Raw genomic sequence first — 16450 nt, 5'->3', positions numbered from 1 at the left:
ACCGGAGTCAAAAATGAATTTGTTTTCAAAGCTGTCTGAACTTGCCGAAGAAGGTCGTCCGTTACGTATAGGCTTGATTGGCGCAGGAAAGTTCGGTTCGATGTACCTAGCACAAATCCCTCGCACGCCAGGCGTGCACCTCGTCGGTATCGCGGATTTGTCCCCGAACAACGCGCGTGCCAACTTGGAGCGGGTGGGCTGGCCGAATGAGCGATTTGGCGCGAGCTCGCTTGATGACGCCGTTCAACATATGACGACTTATGTTAGTGATGATTGGCGCGCTCTCGTGGAACATCCTGAGATCGAGATCGTTGTCGAATGTACTGGCAACCCAATTGCGGCGGTGGAGCATTGTCTGGCGGCGTTTGAGAATGGTAAGCACATTGTCAACGTGACAGTGGAGGCAGACGCATTCTGCGGTCCTTTGCTTGCCCGCAAGGCGGCCCAAGCCGGTGTGATTTACTCGCTTGCTTACGGAGACCAACCTGCGCTTGCATGTGAGTTGGTCGATTGGGCGCGAGCAAGTGGCTTCCCGGTGGTCGCCGCCGGGCGAGGGCACAAATGGTTGCCGAAATTCCGAGAATCGACACCTGACACAGTTTGGGATCACTGGGGTGTCAGCGCAGAGCAGGCGCGCTTGGGAGGTATGAATCCGAAGATGTTCAACGCGTTTCTCGACGGCTCGAAGCCGGCAATCGAGAGCACTGCAATTGCAAATTCCACCGGTCTGGAGGCACCGGACGACGGATTGACCTTCCCGCCGGGAACGGTCGACGACATCGCAAGCTTGATGCGTCTTAAGAGCGATGGCGGGCATCTCTCGAGGAAAGGCGTGGTGGAGGTTATTTCTTCGTTGAAGCCTGACGGGAGCCCGGTGGGCTACGACATTCGCAAAGGGGTGTGGGTTTGCGTTGAGGCGCCAAACGACTACATCCAGCGATGCTTCAAGGAGTATCAAGTCGTGACTGACCCGTCCGGGACCAACATGGTGTTGTACCGGAAATGGCATCTGATTGGATTGGAGCTTGGTATCTCAGTCGCGTCGATTGGGTTGCGTGGCGAAGCGACCGGTGTGCCGCGTTACTTCAACGCAGATGTCATCGCAACAGCAAAGCGCGATCTACGCCCCGGTGAAATGCTCGACGGAGAGGGTGGCTACACCGTCTTTGGCAAGCTGTTCCCAGCCAAAAAATCGATGATGCTCGGTAGCCTTCCTCTGGGGTTGGCGCACAACTTACGAGTCGTCAGGCCAGTCGCAAAAGATCAGTCTCTTACCTGGGATGACGTTCAGATCGATGAGACGTTGCCCGCATATCGTGTGCGCCGCGAGATGGAGTCAATGTTTGCCCTTTAAGGGTTCGGTTTCGCAGCCAGACTCATCAGTGTTGGTGGGGCTGGCTGCGGTTGAATACTTGCTCGTTTGGCGAGATTGAATATGAGTTCCGACGTATCAAAATCGCAGCAGCCTCGCACGTTGCTGCAAAAACTATGGGACCGGCACGTTGTCGAGCAGGCCGACAATGGCTCTACGTTGCTTTATGTTGATCGACATCTTGTCTACGAGGTAACCAGCCCTCAGGCGTTTGAGGGACTTCGGGCCGCAGGCCGACGTCCCTGGCGCAGTGAAACCGTTTTGGCTACGCCTGATCACAACATTCCGACAACGAACCGCGAGGCGGGCATTATCGATCCTCTGGCTCGCTTGCAAGTCGAGCAGTTGGCTACCAATTGCCGCGAGTTTGATATTCTCGAATTCGGTTTGGCGGACAAGCGGCAAGGCATTATTCATGTGATCGGACCCGAGCAAGGAATGACCCTGCCAGGGATGACCGTCGTTGCTGGGGACTCGCATACAAGCACACATGGGGCCTTTGCGGCACTTGCGTTTGGTGTGGGGACCTCGGAAGTCGAACATGTGCTCGCCACCCAATGCTTATCAATTGCTCCGATGCGCTCAATGCTGGTGAGGGTAGACGGACGACTCCCCAACGGTGTCACAGCGAAAGACCTGATTCTGGCAATCATCGGCCAATTAGGCACTGCGGGGGCGACGGGTTATGCGATCGAATTTGACGGGAGTGCCATACGTGACCTGTCCATCGAGGGCCGAATGACACTTTGCAATATGGCAATCGAGGCGGGTGCGCGCGTCGGGCTGGTGGCTGTCGATGCGAAGACGATTGACTACCTCGAGGGCCGACCCTTTGCTCCACGAGGCGACGATTGGGTGCAAGCCGTCAAATATTGGGCGACGCTCACGAGTGACGATGGGGCGGAGTTCGACAAGGTCATCACAGTAGAAGCATCGCGACTGAGTCCCATGGTCACGTGGGGTACGTCACCGGAAATGGTGACATCTATTGGTGGTGTCGTTCCGGATCCGGCAGACGAGCCGAACCCGGTCAAGCGAGCTGATATGGAAAGCGCGCTCAGGTATATCGGTCTTGCGCCAGGCACGGCACTTCAGGACATTCGCCCCGACAAAGTTTTTATCGGCTCGTGCACGAACGCCCGTATTGAGGATCTGCGGGCTGCTGCCGAAGTTGTGAAGGGGCATCACATTGCTGCCAGCATTCGCCAAGCGCTCGTCGTGCCTGGCTCGGGATTGGTTAAGGCCCAAGCTGAGGCAGAAGGGTTGGACGCGATCTTCACGCAAGCGGGATTTGAGTGGCGTGATCCTGGTTGCTCTATGTGCCTTGGCATGAACGACGATCGGCTCCAGCCGAAAGAGCGTTGTGCATCGACTTCCAATCGGAACTTTGAGGGGCGCCAAGGGGCCGGTGGGCGCAGTCATTTGATGAGTCCAGCGATGGCCGCAGCGGCAGCCATCGCTGGGCACTTTGTCGATATCACGAAGGAGGGTTGGCTATGAACGCCTTTCACGCAATCGAGTCCGTCGTGGCACCGATAGACCGAGCCAATATCGATACTGATGCGCTCTTGGCAAAGCAATTTATGAAGTCGATTTCCCGCACCGGGTTCGGCGATAACTTGTTTGACCAGTGGCGATATTTGGACAAGGGTGAGCCTGGCATGGATCATTCGCAACGTCCAAAGAACCCAGACTTCCCGCTCAATCAAGCCGCCTATGCATCGGCACAAATTCTGCTTGTTCGAGACAATTTCGGTTGTGGCTCAAGCCGAGAGCATGCGGTTTGGGCGCTCAGCGATTACGGAATGCGAGTCATTCTTGCCCCCAGCTTCGCCGATATTTTTTACGGAAATTGCTTCAAGAACGGTCTCCTGCCTATCCAACTGGAGTCCATTGTTATCGACAGCCTTTTTGCGCAAGCAAAGCGTGAGGCGGGCCTATGGCTCAAGGTCGATCTTGCAACACAGGTCATTGACGGTGCCGATGGGGGCCCCATCAAGTTTGAGATTGACGCCGAACGAAAGCGCAGACTCCTGTTGGGCTTGGATGATATTGGGCTGACGCTTGCCAAGTCGGACGCCATTGCCTCATACGAGGCGAAGCGTCGTCTGCTCGAACCTTGGTTGTTCCGCAAGTAGGTCAGCAGGCGTGTAGCGATGACGCGGCTTCGGTTCGCATCAGGAGCCGCCGGACCAGGCATACAACGACCCTGAAATCTACGTTTTCGGATTGATTATGACCCAAGCTACTCGAAAGTTTCACGAGATTTTCGCGTTCGTCATGCATAAGTGGTTGTGTGCCGTCGGCACACTCATCGCAAGATCTTCGTCGATTTTGGTGCAGGAGTTGGCTTGGAGTGACGATTTGCAGAAAACGAGAGTCGTCACGATTTGCCTCTAAGTGCTGGATTTGAACGATCGCACGATCGGGCAGTCGAGGTGTGACGAAACGAATTTATTTTTGATATTGCGATATTATTATATTAATATCAAATGCATGGCGGGCGCTCGTGACGATCGCGGGTTGTGATTCGGAGCTGGGCTGAAAGCGTCCTATGGCGCTCGGTGCCGATTTGAGCCGGCTCAGCGCGCAATCTGCCTCGGGAAGCTTTGCCGTACTTGAAGACAGGAGTTGCAATTTTATGAAAGAGACGCAGGCCTCAGCGCTAGACAATTACCGTGGTGTTTGGGGAAATCGCATTGGTTTTGGAGAGCGAGCTGCGCTCGTAATCATCGATTTTGCAAAGGCTTACACTGAGCCAGAGTCCCCACTCTTTGCTGATGGCGTGCCCCCTGCAGTCGAAGAAACAGTGATGCTTCTCGAATCTGCGCGTCGCAATGGAATTCTCGTCATTCATACTACCGTGGTTCATCATCGGGCCAACTTCATCGACGGTGGAACCTGGCTAAAGAAGTCACCTGTAGTCAAATGCATGATCCAGAAGAACTACTCTGATTTTTGCGATGGCGTCGAGCCGCGCCCAGACGAACTCGTCGTCACAAAGCAGTATGCAAGCGCCTTTTTTGGTACGACCCTCGCACCGACCTTGATGTCAGCGGGAATCGACACCGTTATCCTCACCGGCTGTTCAACGAGTGGATGCATTCGAGCTAGTGCGGTCGATGGTGTTCAACACGGCTTCCGTGTCATCGTGCCGCGCGAATGCGTGGGTGATCGCCATCCGGGGCCGCACGAAGCTAATCTGTTCGATATCGACAGCAAGTATGGCGACGTAGTGGCAAAGGATGAGGTGCTTAAGTACTTCGACCGAGCGCAACACGGCAACCCCGCTTAATGGCATGTCCCGGATGGAACGATTGATCATCAACCCTGCGCGTGTCGATTTCGTAACGCTAAGATTGTTTTGCTCAGTGGCCCAGTCGGGAAGCATTACCAAAGGGGCCTCGCAATGCCATCTCGCATTGTCGGCCGCGAGCAGGCGACTTGCAGATTTCGAGGCGACTGTAGGGGTTTCGCTGCTGGAGCGAACTACGCAGGGTGTCCAGTTGACTGCCGCTGGCCATGTCGCGATGCAGCATGCTGTCCGCCTATGTCACGGGTTTGAGGTGTTCGGCGCTGAGTTGTCAGACTACTCGCGCGGATATCGGGGGCATGTTCGGCTTTGGGCAAATATGTCCGCCTTAATTGAACGCTTGCCAGAGGTGCTGGCGTCCTTTATGGGGCAGCATCCAGAAATCAAGGTTGACGTTGAGGAGCAGCTCAGTGGCGATATCGTACGTGCTTTGATAGAAGGCATGGCCGACATTGGCGTGCTGGCTGACGGTACACCTACGCACGGTTTGACTGTTGTGCCATTTCACACGGACGAGTTGGTTGTGATTTGCCCGGATGATCATGTTTTGGCAAACAAGGACGAAGTGTCGTTTTCTGAATGTCTTCAATACCCCGTTGTTGGACTCAACCGAGGTAGTTCTCTACTTGAGTTGATTTCATCCAAAGCACAAGAGGCGGGGGGCTCCCTTCAGTTGCGTGTTCAGGTGCGCAGCTTCGGTGCTCTTTGTCGAATGGTTGGCGCCAGGCTTGGTGTTGGCGTGCTGCCTCGCGCTACCTGCGAGCCCCTGTTGGACGCATACAGACTGAAGGCTTTGCGTCTTACTGACTCTTGGGCTCATCGGCGGATGATGGTGGCCTGTTCTGAGACCAAGGAACTCTCGTCGGCCGGAAAGTTGCTCTGGGAGCAATTGATTGCCCATGCCGACCGTGTATCGACGTTGCCTTAGCCTTCGTCGTACCCACAATAGTGGGGACGTTACCGTTCAGTTCGATCCCCGCTCGCCGACCTCGATCTCTAAACACCAACTTTCCGGCTCGCTGCTTGCGTGATCCGCGAAGCCGTCATCCCATCTTCGCAATTCCTCGAAAGTCCGTCGTTGATTATGCTTGCTCCAAAGTTCCTGCAGAGTTGTAGGGGCATTGGATCGCGTTAGTGATTGGGTGGTGGGTTTTCCTCGACGTGTGTGAAGGGGTTGCGTATGAGTGAGCAGATCTTAGACGGAATTCGAGTGTTAGAGCTTGGGCAACTGATTGCGGGCCCATTTGCCTCAAAAACGCTTGCCGATTTCGGGGCGGAAGTCATAAAGGTGGAGTCCCCAGAGGCTGGCGACCCGCTGCGAAAGTGGAGGATGCTGCGCAATGGCACGTCCGTATGGTGGCAAGCCCAATCGCGAAACAAGCAGTCTGTGTGCATCGACCTGCGCAGCGTGGACGGGCAAGCACTGGTCCATAAATTGGCTGTCGACGCGGATGTTGTAATTGAAAATTTCAGACCTGGGACTCTGGAAAAGTGGGGCTTAGGTTGGGACGTGCTTCATCGATTGAATCCGCGGCTGATTATGCTTCGGGTGTCTGGCTATGGCCAAAGCGGTCCCAAACGTGACGAGCCTGGCTTCGGCGCGGTAGGTGAGGCTATGGGGGGATTGCGATACATCACGGGCGAATCGGGCCGTCCTCCTGTACGTGCTGGCGTGTCCTTGGGGGACACTTTGGCTGGATTGCATGGCGCGTTGGGCGTGCTCCTCGCTCTTTACCAGCGGGACGCTAAGGGTGGCGAAGGGCAAATGATCGACGTAGCCCTTTATGAGTCCGTCTTCAATATGACCGAGAGCTTGTTGCCCGAATACTCGGCATTCGGCGTATCACGTGCACCAGCGGGTGGGGCGTTGCCGGGAATCGCACCGTCGAACGCGTACCCATGCGCAAATGGGGAGTACATCCTGATCGCAGGTAATGGCGACTCAATTTTCAGGCGCCTTATGCAGTTGATTGACCGAGTTGATCTTGGAGATGCTCCGGACCTTGCCGGGAACGATGGCCGAGTGGCGCGTGCCGAAGAGCTCGATGCCGCAATTGGTGCTTGGACGGCTCGCCTTATGCCTGATGAAGCACTGACTCGCTTGAAGGAGGCAGGTGTGCCGGGAGGCCGGATCTATAACGCGCAGGATATTGCGGAAGATCCGCACTATCGTGCGCGGGGCATCATCGAACGCGTACGTGATGCGGATGGACTCGAAGTAGACGTCCCCGGAGTTGTTCCAAAACTTTCGGCGAATCCGGGACGTATCCGTTTTCGGGCGCCGGCGCTAGGAGAGCATACCGAGTCCGCAATGCGACGAATGGGGCTGACGAGCGAGGACATCAACCGCTTGCGAGGCGAACGCGTCATCGCCTAAATGGCGCGCCGGAATCTGAAGGGAACCCGATGCCGCACGGAACACATATTTGCGTTCCTGATGAAATGGAGAAAACTATGAAGTATCCGAAAGATCGAGTCTACATCCATGAAGTCGTGACCCGCGACGGCTTTCAGAACGAGGCGACCTTCATTCCCACGGATGAGAAGATCTCGTTGATCAACCGGCTCGGTCGGTGCGGCGTTGCCAAAATCGAAGTGACGTCTTTTACGTCGCCGAAAGCGATTCCCGCGCTAAGAGATGCTGAAGCAGTGATGCAGCAAATCGAGAGAAGCCCTGATGTTGTCTACACAGTGCTTGTTCCAAACATTCGGGGTGCGGAGCGGGCATTATCATGTCAGCCGAATGAAGTCAATCTTGTGATGTCGACAAGTGAGTCACACAACTTGGCAAATTTGCGCATGGGGCGAGACGCATCTTTTTCTCAGCTAGCCGATGTCATTCGCTTGGTCCGGCAGACGTCTGTTGCCATCAATGTGTCGCTGTCGACAGCCTTCGGTTGCCCGATGGAGGGCGACGTCTCCCCTGCGGAAGTGTGCAAATGGGCTGAACGGTTTGCTGACTTGGGGGTGCAGGGCCTCACCATTTGCGACACGACCGGGATGGCGTATCCCGCGCAAGTATCGCACTTACTCGGTGATATGCGTCATCGGTTCCCCTCGCTTGAGCTGACGGCTCACTTTCACAATACCCGCGGGATGGCTCTGGCGAATTCAATTGCTGCCATGGAGGTAGGCATCCGCCGATTTGACGCTTCGCTTGGAGGGCTTGGTGGATGTCCGTATGCGCCTGGGGCGACGGGCAATGTGTGCACAGAGGACTTGGTGCATATGTTTGAGCTCAATGGCGCGAACACGGGGGTCGACCAGCATGCATTGCTTGACGTCGCAGGTATGCTGCGGGCCATCGTGATGCGGGACACACCTGGTCAAGTGCTTAAGGCAGGAATGCGACTCGATTTGCATCCGCTGCCAGCGCATGTTGCGCAAGCCTTAGCTTTGCGTCGTGAGCACCTCTGATTGCACGCCATCGTCTGCACGCTAGCGGATCCCATTTGCTTTATTGAAATTTTATTCATCATGGAAGAAGTTCGCCCACTGAGGGTGGTCTTTCTCGATAGCGACAGTATTGCGGGCCGCATCAATCTGTTGCAACTGGCCTTCCCTCATGACCTCGTCGTACACGGGCACACGTCGCCGAGTGAGGTGGCTGCTAGGGTTGAACATGCCGATATCGTAATCACGAACAAGGTTCGCCTCGATACCACAGCCATCACCGCGGCGACGCGTCTGAAATTGATAGCAGTCGCTGCGACCGGCACAGATGTACTTGATCTCCAGGCGTGCTTTCACCGTGGCGTTCAGGTTTCGAACATTCGCAACTATGCCGCATGCACGGTGCCGGAGCATACTTTTGCACTGATCTTCGCTTTACGTCGCAGTCTGCTGTCCTATCGTGACGCTGTTAGAGCTGGACGATGGCAAGAGGTTGGGCGTTTCTGCTTCTTTGATTTCCCCATCCGAGATCTACACGGTTCGACCATCGGAATCATTGGTGACGGTGTTTTAGGACAAGCGGTTGCGGCGATCGCGCGCGCCTTGGGAATGTGTGTTTTGCGTTCCGAGCGGAAGGGAGCCACTCGTCTTCGTGATGGTTTTACGCCCTTTGATGAGATGCTGTCGCGCAGTGAAATTATTTCGCTTCACTGCCCGTTGCTGCCCGCAACCTTCAACATGATTGGCGCCCCAGAGTTTGCAAGAATGGAGCAAAAGCCACTCCTGATAAACACGGCACGCGGTGGGTTGGTTAACGAATTGGCGTTAGTGGAAGCAATCAAGTCTGGAGTTTTGACCGGAGCTGCGTTTGACGTGGCGACGGAAGAGCCGCCATCGCCAACGCATCCGTTCCAAGAGTTACGAGATTACAGTAACTTCATTCTGACGCCGCACATTGCATGGGCAAGTGAGCAAGCCATCGAGGGATTGATAAGGCAATTGAGTGAGAACATCTCGTCTTTCGTTGCAGGCAAGCCTCGCAATCTCGTGGCGCTCTCACGCTAGGACGATATGTAATAGGTGGTGATCTGACCTTGCCCCTGTTTCACGAATCCCATAGCTGAAGTCATCAGGCCGCTTGCCCTCGTTGAGCGGCGCCCCAATTCTTCTCGAACATCATGGGACTGACGTAGTTCAATGTCGAATGCAGCCGGCGGGCACCGGCGAAACCAAGTCCGTCGACGATTTCACCCATCGCAGCATGCCGCGTCGCGAAGTGCCGACCTTGCAGTCGTGCCACCTTCAGCAAACCCCTTGCTGCAAAAGGTCAGTTTGCCAAAAAACTCGCATCGCGGCTGGTCCGGATTTAGCCGAGCAGATCAGTTCCCACCGGCGTTGGAAGACGATGCTCTTGTGATCCCACTGACATGATGCTCGGTCGCATGGCAGCTCAAGGCAAACATCGTCCATGATCTGCGTCGCTTACACGACTTCGGCAGCTTTGATGTCAGCAATCGGAGCCAGCAAATCCCGATCGAACGTGGATAGTGCCATGTCTCCAGACACGCGGTGAGGCCAATCCGGATTGCTCAGTGCTCCGCGTCCGAGCGCGATTACATCTGCACCATCGCCCAGCATCTCGAGCGCACGAACTGGATCGTGCAGGTTGCCGTTTGCAATGATCGCAACGCCGGGTGCATATTTTCGAGCAAGCGATACGAGGCTATGGCCTTCTTCGCCGAATGCCGGCTTCCAAGCTTCGAACTCCGTGACGTGGATGTAATCGACACCGGCTTGCGCAAGCGTCCCGAAGATCAGTTCGGCGCCAGCTTCCGTTTCGCTCCAGCGGTGCATGAAGTCGTTCACCTTACCTTGCGAGATACGAATGCCAACCGGGGTTTGCTCGCCCACCGCGCACCTGACCGATTTCGCCACTTCTACGCTTACTGAAAGGCGTCCCTCGACATTCCCCCCCCACCGATCATGTCTCAGGTTGGTGTAATCCGTCAGGAATTGGTCAAGCAGGTACCCGTTGGCGCCGTGAATTTCAACACCGTCGAATCCACCATTCTTGATCGCGAGCGCAGCGGCTCGCCCAAAGCTGTTGATGACGTCAATGATTTCTTCGTCGGACATTTGGCGCGGCGTCGGATACGGGCCTTCGCCGCGATAGAAGTTCATCTGCTCGCCCCTAGGCTGGACGGCAGACGGTGCGATCGTTCCGTCACGATACCGGTTGCCTTGTGAAAGAGCCCCGGCATGCTGAATTTGCGCGACAGCCCGCGCGCCATATGCATGGATCGCATCGACAATCGGGCTCCAACCCGTTGCCTGTTCAACATTGGCCAGGCCTGGCTGATACGCGTAGGTCTGAGAGAACTTCTCGTCGATGAAGCTTCCCTCTGTGATGACCAACCCAAATCCACCACGCGAGAAGCGCTCGTAATAGCGTCGCATTGTTTCCGTGGGCACACCCTCCTGAGTGGCGGTCACGCGCGTCATAGGTGCGACTGCCAAGGTGTTGGGGAGCGTTAGATTTCCGATCTTTGCGGGCGAGAAAAGACTTGGGTATTCGTTCGGCATGAGGCGTCTCGTCGATAACAACGAAACAAAATATAATTCTAGAAGGATTTAGCGTGTAGCCTTCCATTCTGGGATGCCGGAATAACGATTTTCGTTTCAATCTATGGATATCAAGGACATTGCTGTGTTCGTCGCAGCCAACGCGGGCGGAAGCCTTGCTGGAGCTGCTCGGCAACTTGGATTGACGGCAATGGCCGCCTCGCGAAGGCTCGCCGCGCTAGAGGCAGATCTTGGTGTGCGTCTAATGCACCGCACAACGCGCGCGGTTGCCCTCACCCCGGAAGGCGAGGAGTTTCTGACGTACGCTCGTACGATGTTGGAAGCCTCAGAAGAGGCGCGCACGCTACTGGCACCCGCCACTCATGGCGCAAGAGGCCTATTGCGTGTGACCGCCCCTGCAGCATTCGGCAGGATCGAGGTGATGCCGGTAATTCCAAAGTTGCTACACGAGAACCCCGAGCTTCGCATCGAGCTGCAAATGAGTGATGCAATCGTCGATATCGTGGCCAGTGGTTTCGACGTGGCAATTCGAGTGGCTCCGCTGCGCGACTCAGAACTCGTCGCTAGATCGATCGCGCCGAATCCGCGAGTCCTTTGTGCTTCACCGGGCTACATCTCAGCGAACGGCAAACCGTTGACGCTGGAAGACCTGGGCAGTCACGAGTGCTTGTCCCTTGCCAATATGGCGTCGTGGCCCTTTCGCGTGGACGAAGCGGTCCGGAATTTCAGACCAAAAGGTCGGTTTGTTTGCAGTAGTGTCGAGGGGCTTAGAACCGCGTGCGTCGACGGCATGGGGATCACCATGTTGACGTATTGGGACGTGCGTGAGGAACTCGCCAGCGGGGCGCTTGAGGTGCTGCCCCTCGTCGACGCATTGCCGGAAGACCTGAGCATCTGGGCCGTACTTCCGACGCGTAAGTATGTCCCGATGCACGTGAGGTTATTTCTGGATGCATTGGAGAAGAGGCTTTCTAAGTGCGCTCCGTTGGTCCGCCCCTAGGCCGGCTCCGACAGCATGAGCTTGCCCCCGAAAAACGAATTAGGCTGGCAGGCTCGCAAGCGGCCAACCGGCTTCAGACCGAGGATTCAGGCCTTGCCATCGGTGGCGACGTCGAAGCGACAACGGGGTTGTCTTCACGAGTCGAGCCTACACGGCCCTGGTACGCGGTTACGGACTGCGCCAGGAATTCATCACGCCACACTGACCACAACAGAACGGTATGGTCGAGCGCGTGATTCGCACGCTCAAGGAGCAATGCGTACATCGTCACCGCTTCGAAACGCTGTAACACGCCAACCGTGTGATCGGCGACTGGATCCAGTTCTACAACCATCGACAGCCGCACCAAGCGCTGAAGATGACGACGCCGGCCGAGGCCTTTGCTTTGGCCGCCTGACCTGAGCAGATTCCGCTGGGTCATTACAATTCCGTCTACGAGGCTCCTCGAACAGTTGCCAATTGGCGCGCAGTGGATTTCCGTCACAAGAGAGTCGAGCGCTGTCTTGTGCAACGATGGACTGTGAGTCAGAAAACACTCGACGCGTAGGCGAGAACAACCCGAGCCTATTAGATATCTTCGATGCTAAGTCTGTCCGTTTGGGATCGCGGCGGCTTGGCTATCCCTCGCTCGGAGAATGTCAATCGCGATGTCGGCAGCTGCCTGAACATGCGAGCGGCATGCCGCCGCCGCCGCCACTGGATCACGCCGGTCGATGGCATCCATAATTTGGGCTAATTCTCCGATTGTGGCCGGCAAACGGTTGCTGCTGGAGAGTGATGTTGCCCGCAACTGGGCGTTGCGCGTCAGCAATTGATCTAGCATTCGCGCAACCAGCGTGTTGCGGCATCCCTTAGTCATGATTTCGTAGAAGCGTCGCTTTATATCGAGTAGACCCTCTCGGGTGACCTCCGAACCGACACGTCGCAATTCGTCAAACACTGCATGCAGTTCTGCGCGTTCCGCGTCATCCGCGCGAATGGCAAACCCTTCTCCAGCCAGAGCCTCAAGCGCTGCACGGACCTCATAAATTTCGGTGGCTTCTTCGATCGAGAGCATCGCTACGAATGGACCTCGATTGGCGTGCACCGTCACCAACCCCTCGGCCTCAAGGCGCCTGACCGCCTCGCGAACAACGCTACGGCTGGTGCCAAACACCTCACACAGAACTCGATCGGGCAAGTGCTCACCAGGGGGGAATCTTCCTGAGACGATTGCTGCCCTGAGTCCATCTTCTACTTGGCGCCGCACAGATTGCGGGACGACTTTTAGTGAGTTGCTCATAAGTGGGGTGAGGTTAGTGGACGGCGCATTTTACATCACAGTCGTAAAAATGTCGGATTGACGGACAATTATTTTAATGTCATATTGTCTGACAATTTTTCCGTAAGGCGAAATTTACCTCTATCTGGGACAGTCGTTTCCGCCGTTCGATGTGTTATCTCATTGATTTTTGATGAGCGTCGGCAAGCGGGCTTGTGCGGTTGCTTACCCAGAGGAACCACTATTAAGGAGATTTTGAATATGTCTGAAGATAATGCGCTGTTCGAAAAGGGCATGCCTATCCGACGCGAAGTCCTGGGGCCCGAATATGTCGATGCCTCGATGCAGAAGGCTGATCCGTTCATGATGTCCTTTCAGCGGGCCACGACGGCATGGGCTTGGGGCTGGGCCTGGGGTGACGAGACCTTGGATCGCAAGACGCGTAGCTTGATTAACCTCGCAATGCTTACCGTCACAAGCCATTCCGATGAACTGAAGCTGCACGTGAAAGGTGCGCTCAACAACGGTGTGACCGTCGATGAGATCAAGGCAGCACTACTGCACGCCACTGCGTACTCCGGGATCCCTTGTGGTCTGACGGCGTTCAAGGCGGCGCATGAAGTCCTCGTAAAAGAGGGGGTGCTGTCGTGAGCGCCGACGGGTTCAACAAGGTAGCTTTCATTGGTATCGGGAATATGGGCTGGCCCATGGCAGCGCGCCTTGTGGAGGCGGGTTTTCATTTGTCCGTCTACGACGTCACTCCGGACCGAGCCAAGACATTTTCCAGTGATGTTGGCGGGGTGGCGGCCGAGACGCTTGAGCACGCGGTGGCGGGTGCGAACGCTGTCATCACGATGTTGCCGACCAGCAAGCATGTGGTCGAAGCGCTTGAATCAGTCCGATCCTCGCTTTCGGTAGGGGCCTTGGTCATCGATATGACTTCAGGCATGCCGAGCATTACCAAAGACGCTGCGTCGTCCCTGCGCGCCGATGGTATTTGCATGATCGACGCTCCGGTTTCTGGTGGTGTTTCGAAGGCAAAGACCGGTGAGCTTGCCATCATGACCGGAGGCGCTCCTGAAGACCTCGCGCGCGCGAGGCCCTTGCTCCAAGCGATGGGGACCGCCATCACAGAGGTGGGCTCTATTGGTGCGGGCCAAGCTATGAAAGCGCTCAATAATCTCGTCTCTGCCGGCGGTTTTCTAATCGGTATCGAAGCGCTTCTCATCGGTCAGAAATTTGGGCTAGACGCGGGCAAGATGGTCGACGTGATCAACGCGTCGACAGGTGTGAACAACAGCACGCAGAAAAAGTTTCGACAGTTCGTTCTCTCGCGCGCGTTCGACAGCAATTTCGGCCTTGATTTGATGGTGAAGGACATTGGCATCGCGCTGGAAGTGGCGAATGAAGGTGGGGTCGTCACGCCGTTCTCCGCACTGTGCCGGGAACTATGGAGCGGGGCAGCAAAGACTCTGGGGCATGGCCGCGATCACACTGAAATCGCGCGCTTCTGCGAAGCGTTGACCGATATGAGGCTAGGAGAGGACTCCATCCAGTAGGTCGGACGCCCACCTATGGGCTAAATTTTTGATCAAACAGTCGGTCGTTCGCATGGATCCTTTCGTAAAGAACGAATTCACGGCTTTCTGTTTGGTCGTTCATCGATTGCCGCTCTCAAATTTCGGCTGCGTCGCCAATATAGAGATTGTCCCTAGCTAGCCATTTGTATTTGACATTGCGATACTTATACAACATTATCAAATCTATGGCGGCGTTCAGCCAGGACAATTCTCCCCATCATGAACTCATCTCCGGTACACCTTCCTCCTCTGGCAGAGAATCAAGAACTGAGCCGCACTGAGGAGCGGCAAATTGTGCTCGCCTCGACGCTGGGCACCCTGTTCGAGTGGTATGACTTCTTTATTTATGGTTCGCTCGCCGTCTTCATGAGCGCGATCATATTTCCACCTGATAATCCGATGGTCTCGCTGCTGGGAGCACTTGCTGCGCTCGCGGTTGGCTTTGTCATCCGGCCCCTTGGCGGAGCAATCTTTGGATATCTCGGTGACCGTTTCGGTCGCAAGTACATGTTTCTCGTCACAGTCGTCATGATGGGGGCCAGTACGGTCTTGCTCGGTTGCCTGCCTAGCTATTCGGCTGCAGGTAATCTTTCCTGGATTTTGCTTCTGGTGCTGCGTGTTATTCAGGGACTTGCTGTAGGGGGCGAGTACGGTGGGGCAGTGGTGTATATCTCGGAACACTGTTCGCCCAAACGCCGAGGCCTATTGACCAGTTGGCTTCAGTCCACCTGCATGCTCGGGCTTCTCGCTTGTACTGTTGTGATCGTACTTTGCAGGACGGCTATAGGCCCCGATGCCTTCAAGGCATGGGGCTGGCGTGTTCCGTTTCTCGCTTCGATCGTTCTGTTGAGTATCTCTGTGTACATCCGTGCGCGTCTTCATGAGTCGCCGGTTTTCTCTCGGATGAAGTCGCAAGGGCGCTTGTCGAAGAATCCGTTGCGCGAAGCACTGTCGCAATGGTCGAACTTGAAGCTCATTCTGATTGCTCTTTTCAGCATCAATGCGGGGACCGTTGCATCGTTCTATACAGGGCAGTTTTACGTCGTCATTTTTCTGCAGCAAGCCGTGGCTGTTGACCAGTCGCTGGTGTACAACCTATTGTCGATTGCCTTTTTGATTGGTGTCCCGACATACGTATTTCTCGGGTGGCTCTCGGACAGGATTGGGCGAAAATGGATCATGATTGCGGGGATCTTTCTTACCGCACTTACGTTCCGACCGATGTTCGAAAGCCTTATTAGTGCGGGCAATCCTGCGTTGGTAGAGGCCACGATCGCGAAGCCCGTGACGCTGCACGCATCAACAAATTCCGAGGACTGCTCGTTCAGTCTTGGCGCCGCGCTATTGAGCAGTCATCCAGACAACAAAAAAGCGTGTGTGAAGGCAAAACAGTATTTGGTGCAGCATGGCGTGAACTTCACGTATGTACCGCCCGTCAACGGGCTGCCGGTTGCGATGTCCGTCAACGGACAGACAATCTCGGGATTTGATGCGAAGGCATATGGCGCTGCACTGCAAAGTGCGGGCTACCCCGAGAAGGCTGATCCGGCGCGAATCAATCGCACGAAAATCCTGCTCATCCTAATCGCTATGACCGTCATAGCGGCTATGACCTACGCCTCTCTTGCTGCATATCTAGTTGAGCTCTTTCCGGCGCGGATTCGGTACACGGCGATTTCGTTTCCCTATCACATTGGAGCGGGGATTTTTGGTGGGCTGCTGCCTTTTATCGCGACCTACCTCACTTTGTCTGTAGGCGACGTGCTTGCAGGACTTTGGTATCCGATTGGCCTGAGCGTAATTTGTGGCATCGTCGGGACGATTTTCCTTCCGAGCGGACCTCGGACTAGCGCGGCAACGAGTGCTGCGGACGCCAATACGCCCACGGCCCAGTAGGTTCGAGTACCGACTCCACCCTTCCGCGGTCAACGAGCAAGCCGCTAAGTAA

15 protein-coding genes and 2 pseudogenes are annotated in these 16450 nt (G+C 55.7%); 12 read left to right on the top strand and 5 right to left on the bottom strand.

The window, feature by feature from the left end:
• Positions 1-13 precede the first annotated feature (13 nt).
• From PEP31012_RS09030 to PEP31012_RS08995, 8 genes are all read left to right on the top strand, one after another.
• Positions 14-1354 (top strand): NAD(P)H-dependent oxidoreductase, encoded by a 1341-nt coding sequence (locus tag PEP31012_RS09030; RefSeq protein WP_150589021.1) that lies wholly within the window; start codon positions 14-16, stop codon positions 1352-1354.
• Between the two features lie 81 nt (positions 1355-1435).
• Positions 1436-2872, top strand: coding sequence for a 3-isopropylmalate dehydratase large subunit (gene leuC, locus PEP31012_RS09025; protein WP_150589020.1), 1437 nt, complete (start codon positions 1436-1438; stop codon positions 2870-2872).
• Positions 2869-3510, top strand: coding sequence for a 3-isopropylmalate dehydratase small subunit (gene leuD / locus PEP31012_RS09020; RefSeq protein WP_150589019.1), 642 nt, complete (start codon positions 2869-2871; stop codon positions 3508-3510). The genes leuC and leuD overlap by 4 nt, the downstream gene beginning before the upstream one ends.
• 416 nt (positions 3511-3926) lie before the next feature.
• On the top strand, positions 3927-4667 hold the full coding sequence (locus tag PEP31012_RS09015) for an N-carbamoylsarcosine amidohydrolase (protein ID WP_246171211.1): 741 nt from the start codon (positions 3927-3929) through the stop codon (positions 4665-4667).
• A gap of 13 nt (positions 4668-4680) precedes the next feature.
• Positions 4681-5613, top strand: coding sequence for a LysR family transcriptional regulator (locus PEP31012_RS09010; RefSeq protein ID WP_150589018.1), 933 nt, complete (start codon positions 4681-4683; stop codon positions 5611-5613).
• A 252-nt stretch (positions 5614-5865) separates the two neighbouring features.
• Positions 5866-7062: a CaiB/BaiF CoA transferase family protein gene (locus tag PEP31012_RS09005; RefSeq protein WP_150589017.1), complete on the top strand. Its 1197-nt coding sequence runs from the start codon at positions 5866-5868 to the stop codon at positions 7060-7062.
• Between the two features lie 77 nt (positions 7063-7139).
• Positions 7140-8102: a hydroxymethylglutaryl-CoA lyase gene (locus PEP31012_RS09000; protein WP_150589016.1), complete on the top strand. Its 963-nt coding sequence runs from the start codon at positions 7140-7142 to the stop codon at positions 8100-8102.
• A gap of 60 nt (positions 8103-8162) precedes the next feature.
• Entirely contained in the window at positions 8163-9143 is a 981-nt protein-coding gene (locus PEP31012_RS08995; protein WP_150589015.1) for a D-2-hydroxyacid dehydrogenase, read from the top strand.
• A gap of 64 nt (positions 9144-9207) precedes the next feature.
• Here the strand turns inward: PEP31012_RS08995 and PEP31012_RS08990 are convergent.
• Positions 9208-9390: pseudogene (locus PEP31012_RS08990) on the bottom strand (IS3 family transposase); the annotation flags it as partial.
• A gap of 170 nt (positions 9391-9560) precedes the next feature.
• A complete protein-coding gene (locus PEP31012_RS08985) occupies positions 9561-10661 on the bottom strand; it encodes an NADH:flavin oxidoreductase (protein ID WP_150589014.1) in 1101 nt (366 codons plus the stop codon).
• 103 nt (positions 10662-10764) lie between these two features.
• Here PEP31012_RS08985 and PEP31012_RS08980 point away from each other — a divergent pair, with 103 nt between their 5' ends.
• The gene (locus PEP31012_RS08980; RefSeq protein ID WP_150589013.1) at positions 10765-11661 is read left to right on the top strand and encodes a LysR family transcriptional regulator; all 897 of its coding nucleotides are present in this window, start codon (positions 10765-10767) and stop codon (positions 11659-11661) included.
• A 73-nt stretch (positions 11662-11734) separates the two neighbouring features.
• Here the strand turns inward: PEP31012_RS08980 and PEP31012_RS24205 are convergent, their stop codons facing one another.
• From PEP31012_RS24205 to PEP31012_RS23950, 3 genes and pseudogenes are all read right to left on the bottom strand, one after another.
• The gene (locus PEP31012_RS24205; protein WP_343039895.1) at positions 11735-12082 is read right to left on the bottom strand and encodes a hypothetical protein; all 348 of its coding nucleotides are present in this window, start codon (positions 12080-12082) and stop codon (positions 11735-11737) included.
• Between the two features lie 162 nt (positions 12083-12244).
• On the bottom strand, positions 12245-12718 hold the full coding sequence (locus tag PEP31012_RS08970) for a GntR family transcriptional regulator (RefSeq protein WP_246171235.1): 474 nt from the start codon (positions 12716-12718) through the stop codon (positions 12245-12247).
• 15 nt (positions 12719-12733) lie between these two features.
• Positions 12734-12943 (bottom strand): annotated as a pseudogene (locus tag PEP31012_RS23950) (GntR family transcriptional regulator); the annotation flags it as partial.
• Between the two features lie 240 nt (positions 12944-13183).
• Between PEP31012_RS23950 and PEP31012_RS08965 the strand changes: the two are divergent.
• The 3 genes from PEP31012_RS08965 to PEP31012_RS08955 all read left to right on the top strand — a co-directional run bounded on the left by PEP31012_RS08965 (position 13184) and on the right by PEP31012_RS08955 (position 16398).
• On the top strand, positions 13184-13573 hold the full coding sequence (locus PEP31012_RS08965) for a carboxymuconolactone decarboxylase family protein (RefSeq protein ID WP_150589011.1): 390 nt from the start codon (positions 13184-13186) through the stop codon (positions 13571-13573).
• Positions 13570-14481, top strand: a complete 912-nt coding sequence (locus PEP31012_RS08960; RefSeq protein WP_246171209.1) for an NAD(P)-dependent oxidoreductase — start codon at positions 13570-13572, stop codon at positions 14479-14481. Before PEP31012_RS08965 ends, PEP31012_RS08960 begins: the two co-directional genes overlap by 4 nt.
• 240 nt (positions 14482-14721) lie before the next feature.
• Positions 14722-16398 carry an MFS transporter gene (locus PEP31012_RS08955; protein ID WP_150589010.1) on the top strand — a complete coding sequence of 559 codons (1677 nt, stop codon included), beginning with the start codon at positions 14722-14724 and terminating at the stop codon, positions 16396-16398.
• The last annotated feature ends 52 nt before the right edge of the window (positions 16399-16450 follow it).

It is taken from the genome of Pandoraea eparura, from assembly GCF_902459725.1.
Classification (GTDB): Bacteria; Pseudomonadota; Gammaproteobacteria; order Burkholderiales; family Burkholderiaceae; genus Pandoraea; species Pandoraea eparura.
Note: the sequence above shows the minus strand (reverse complement) of the source record. Positions and strands in the feature narration are given on the sequence as shown.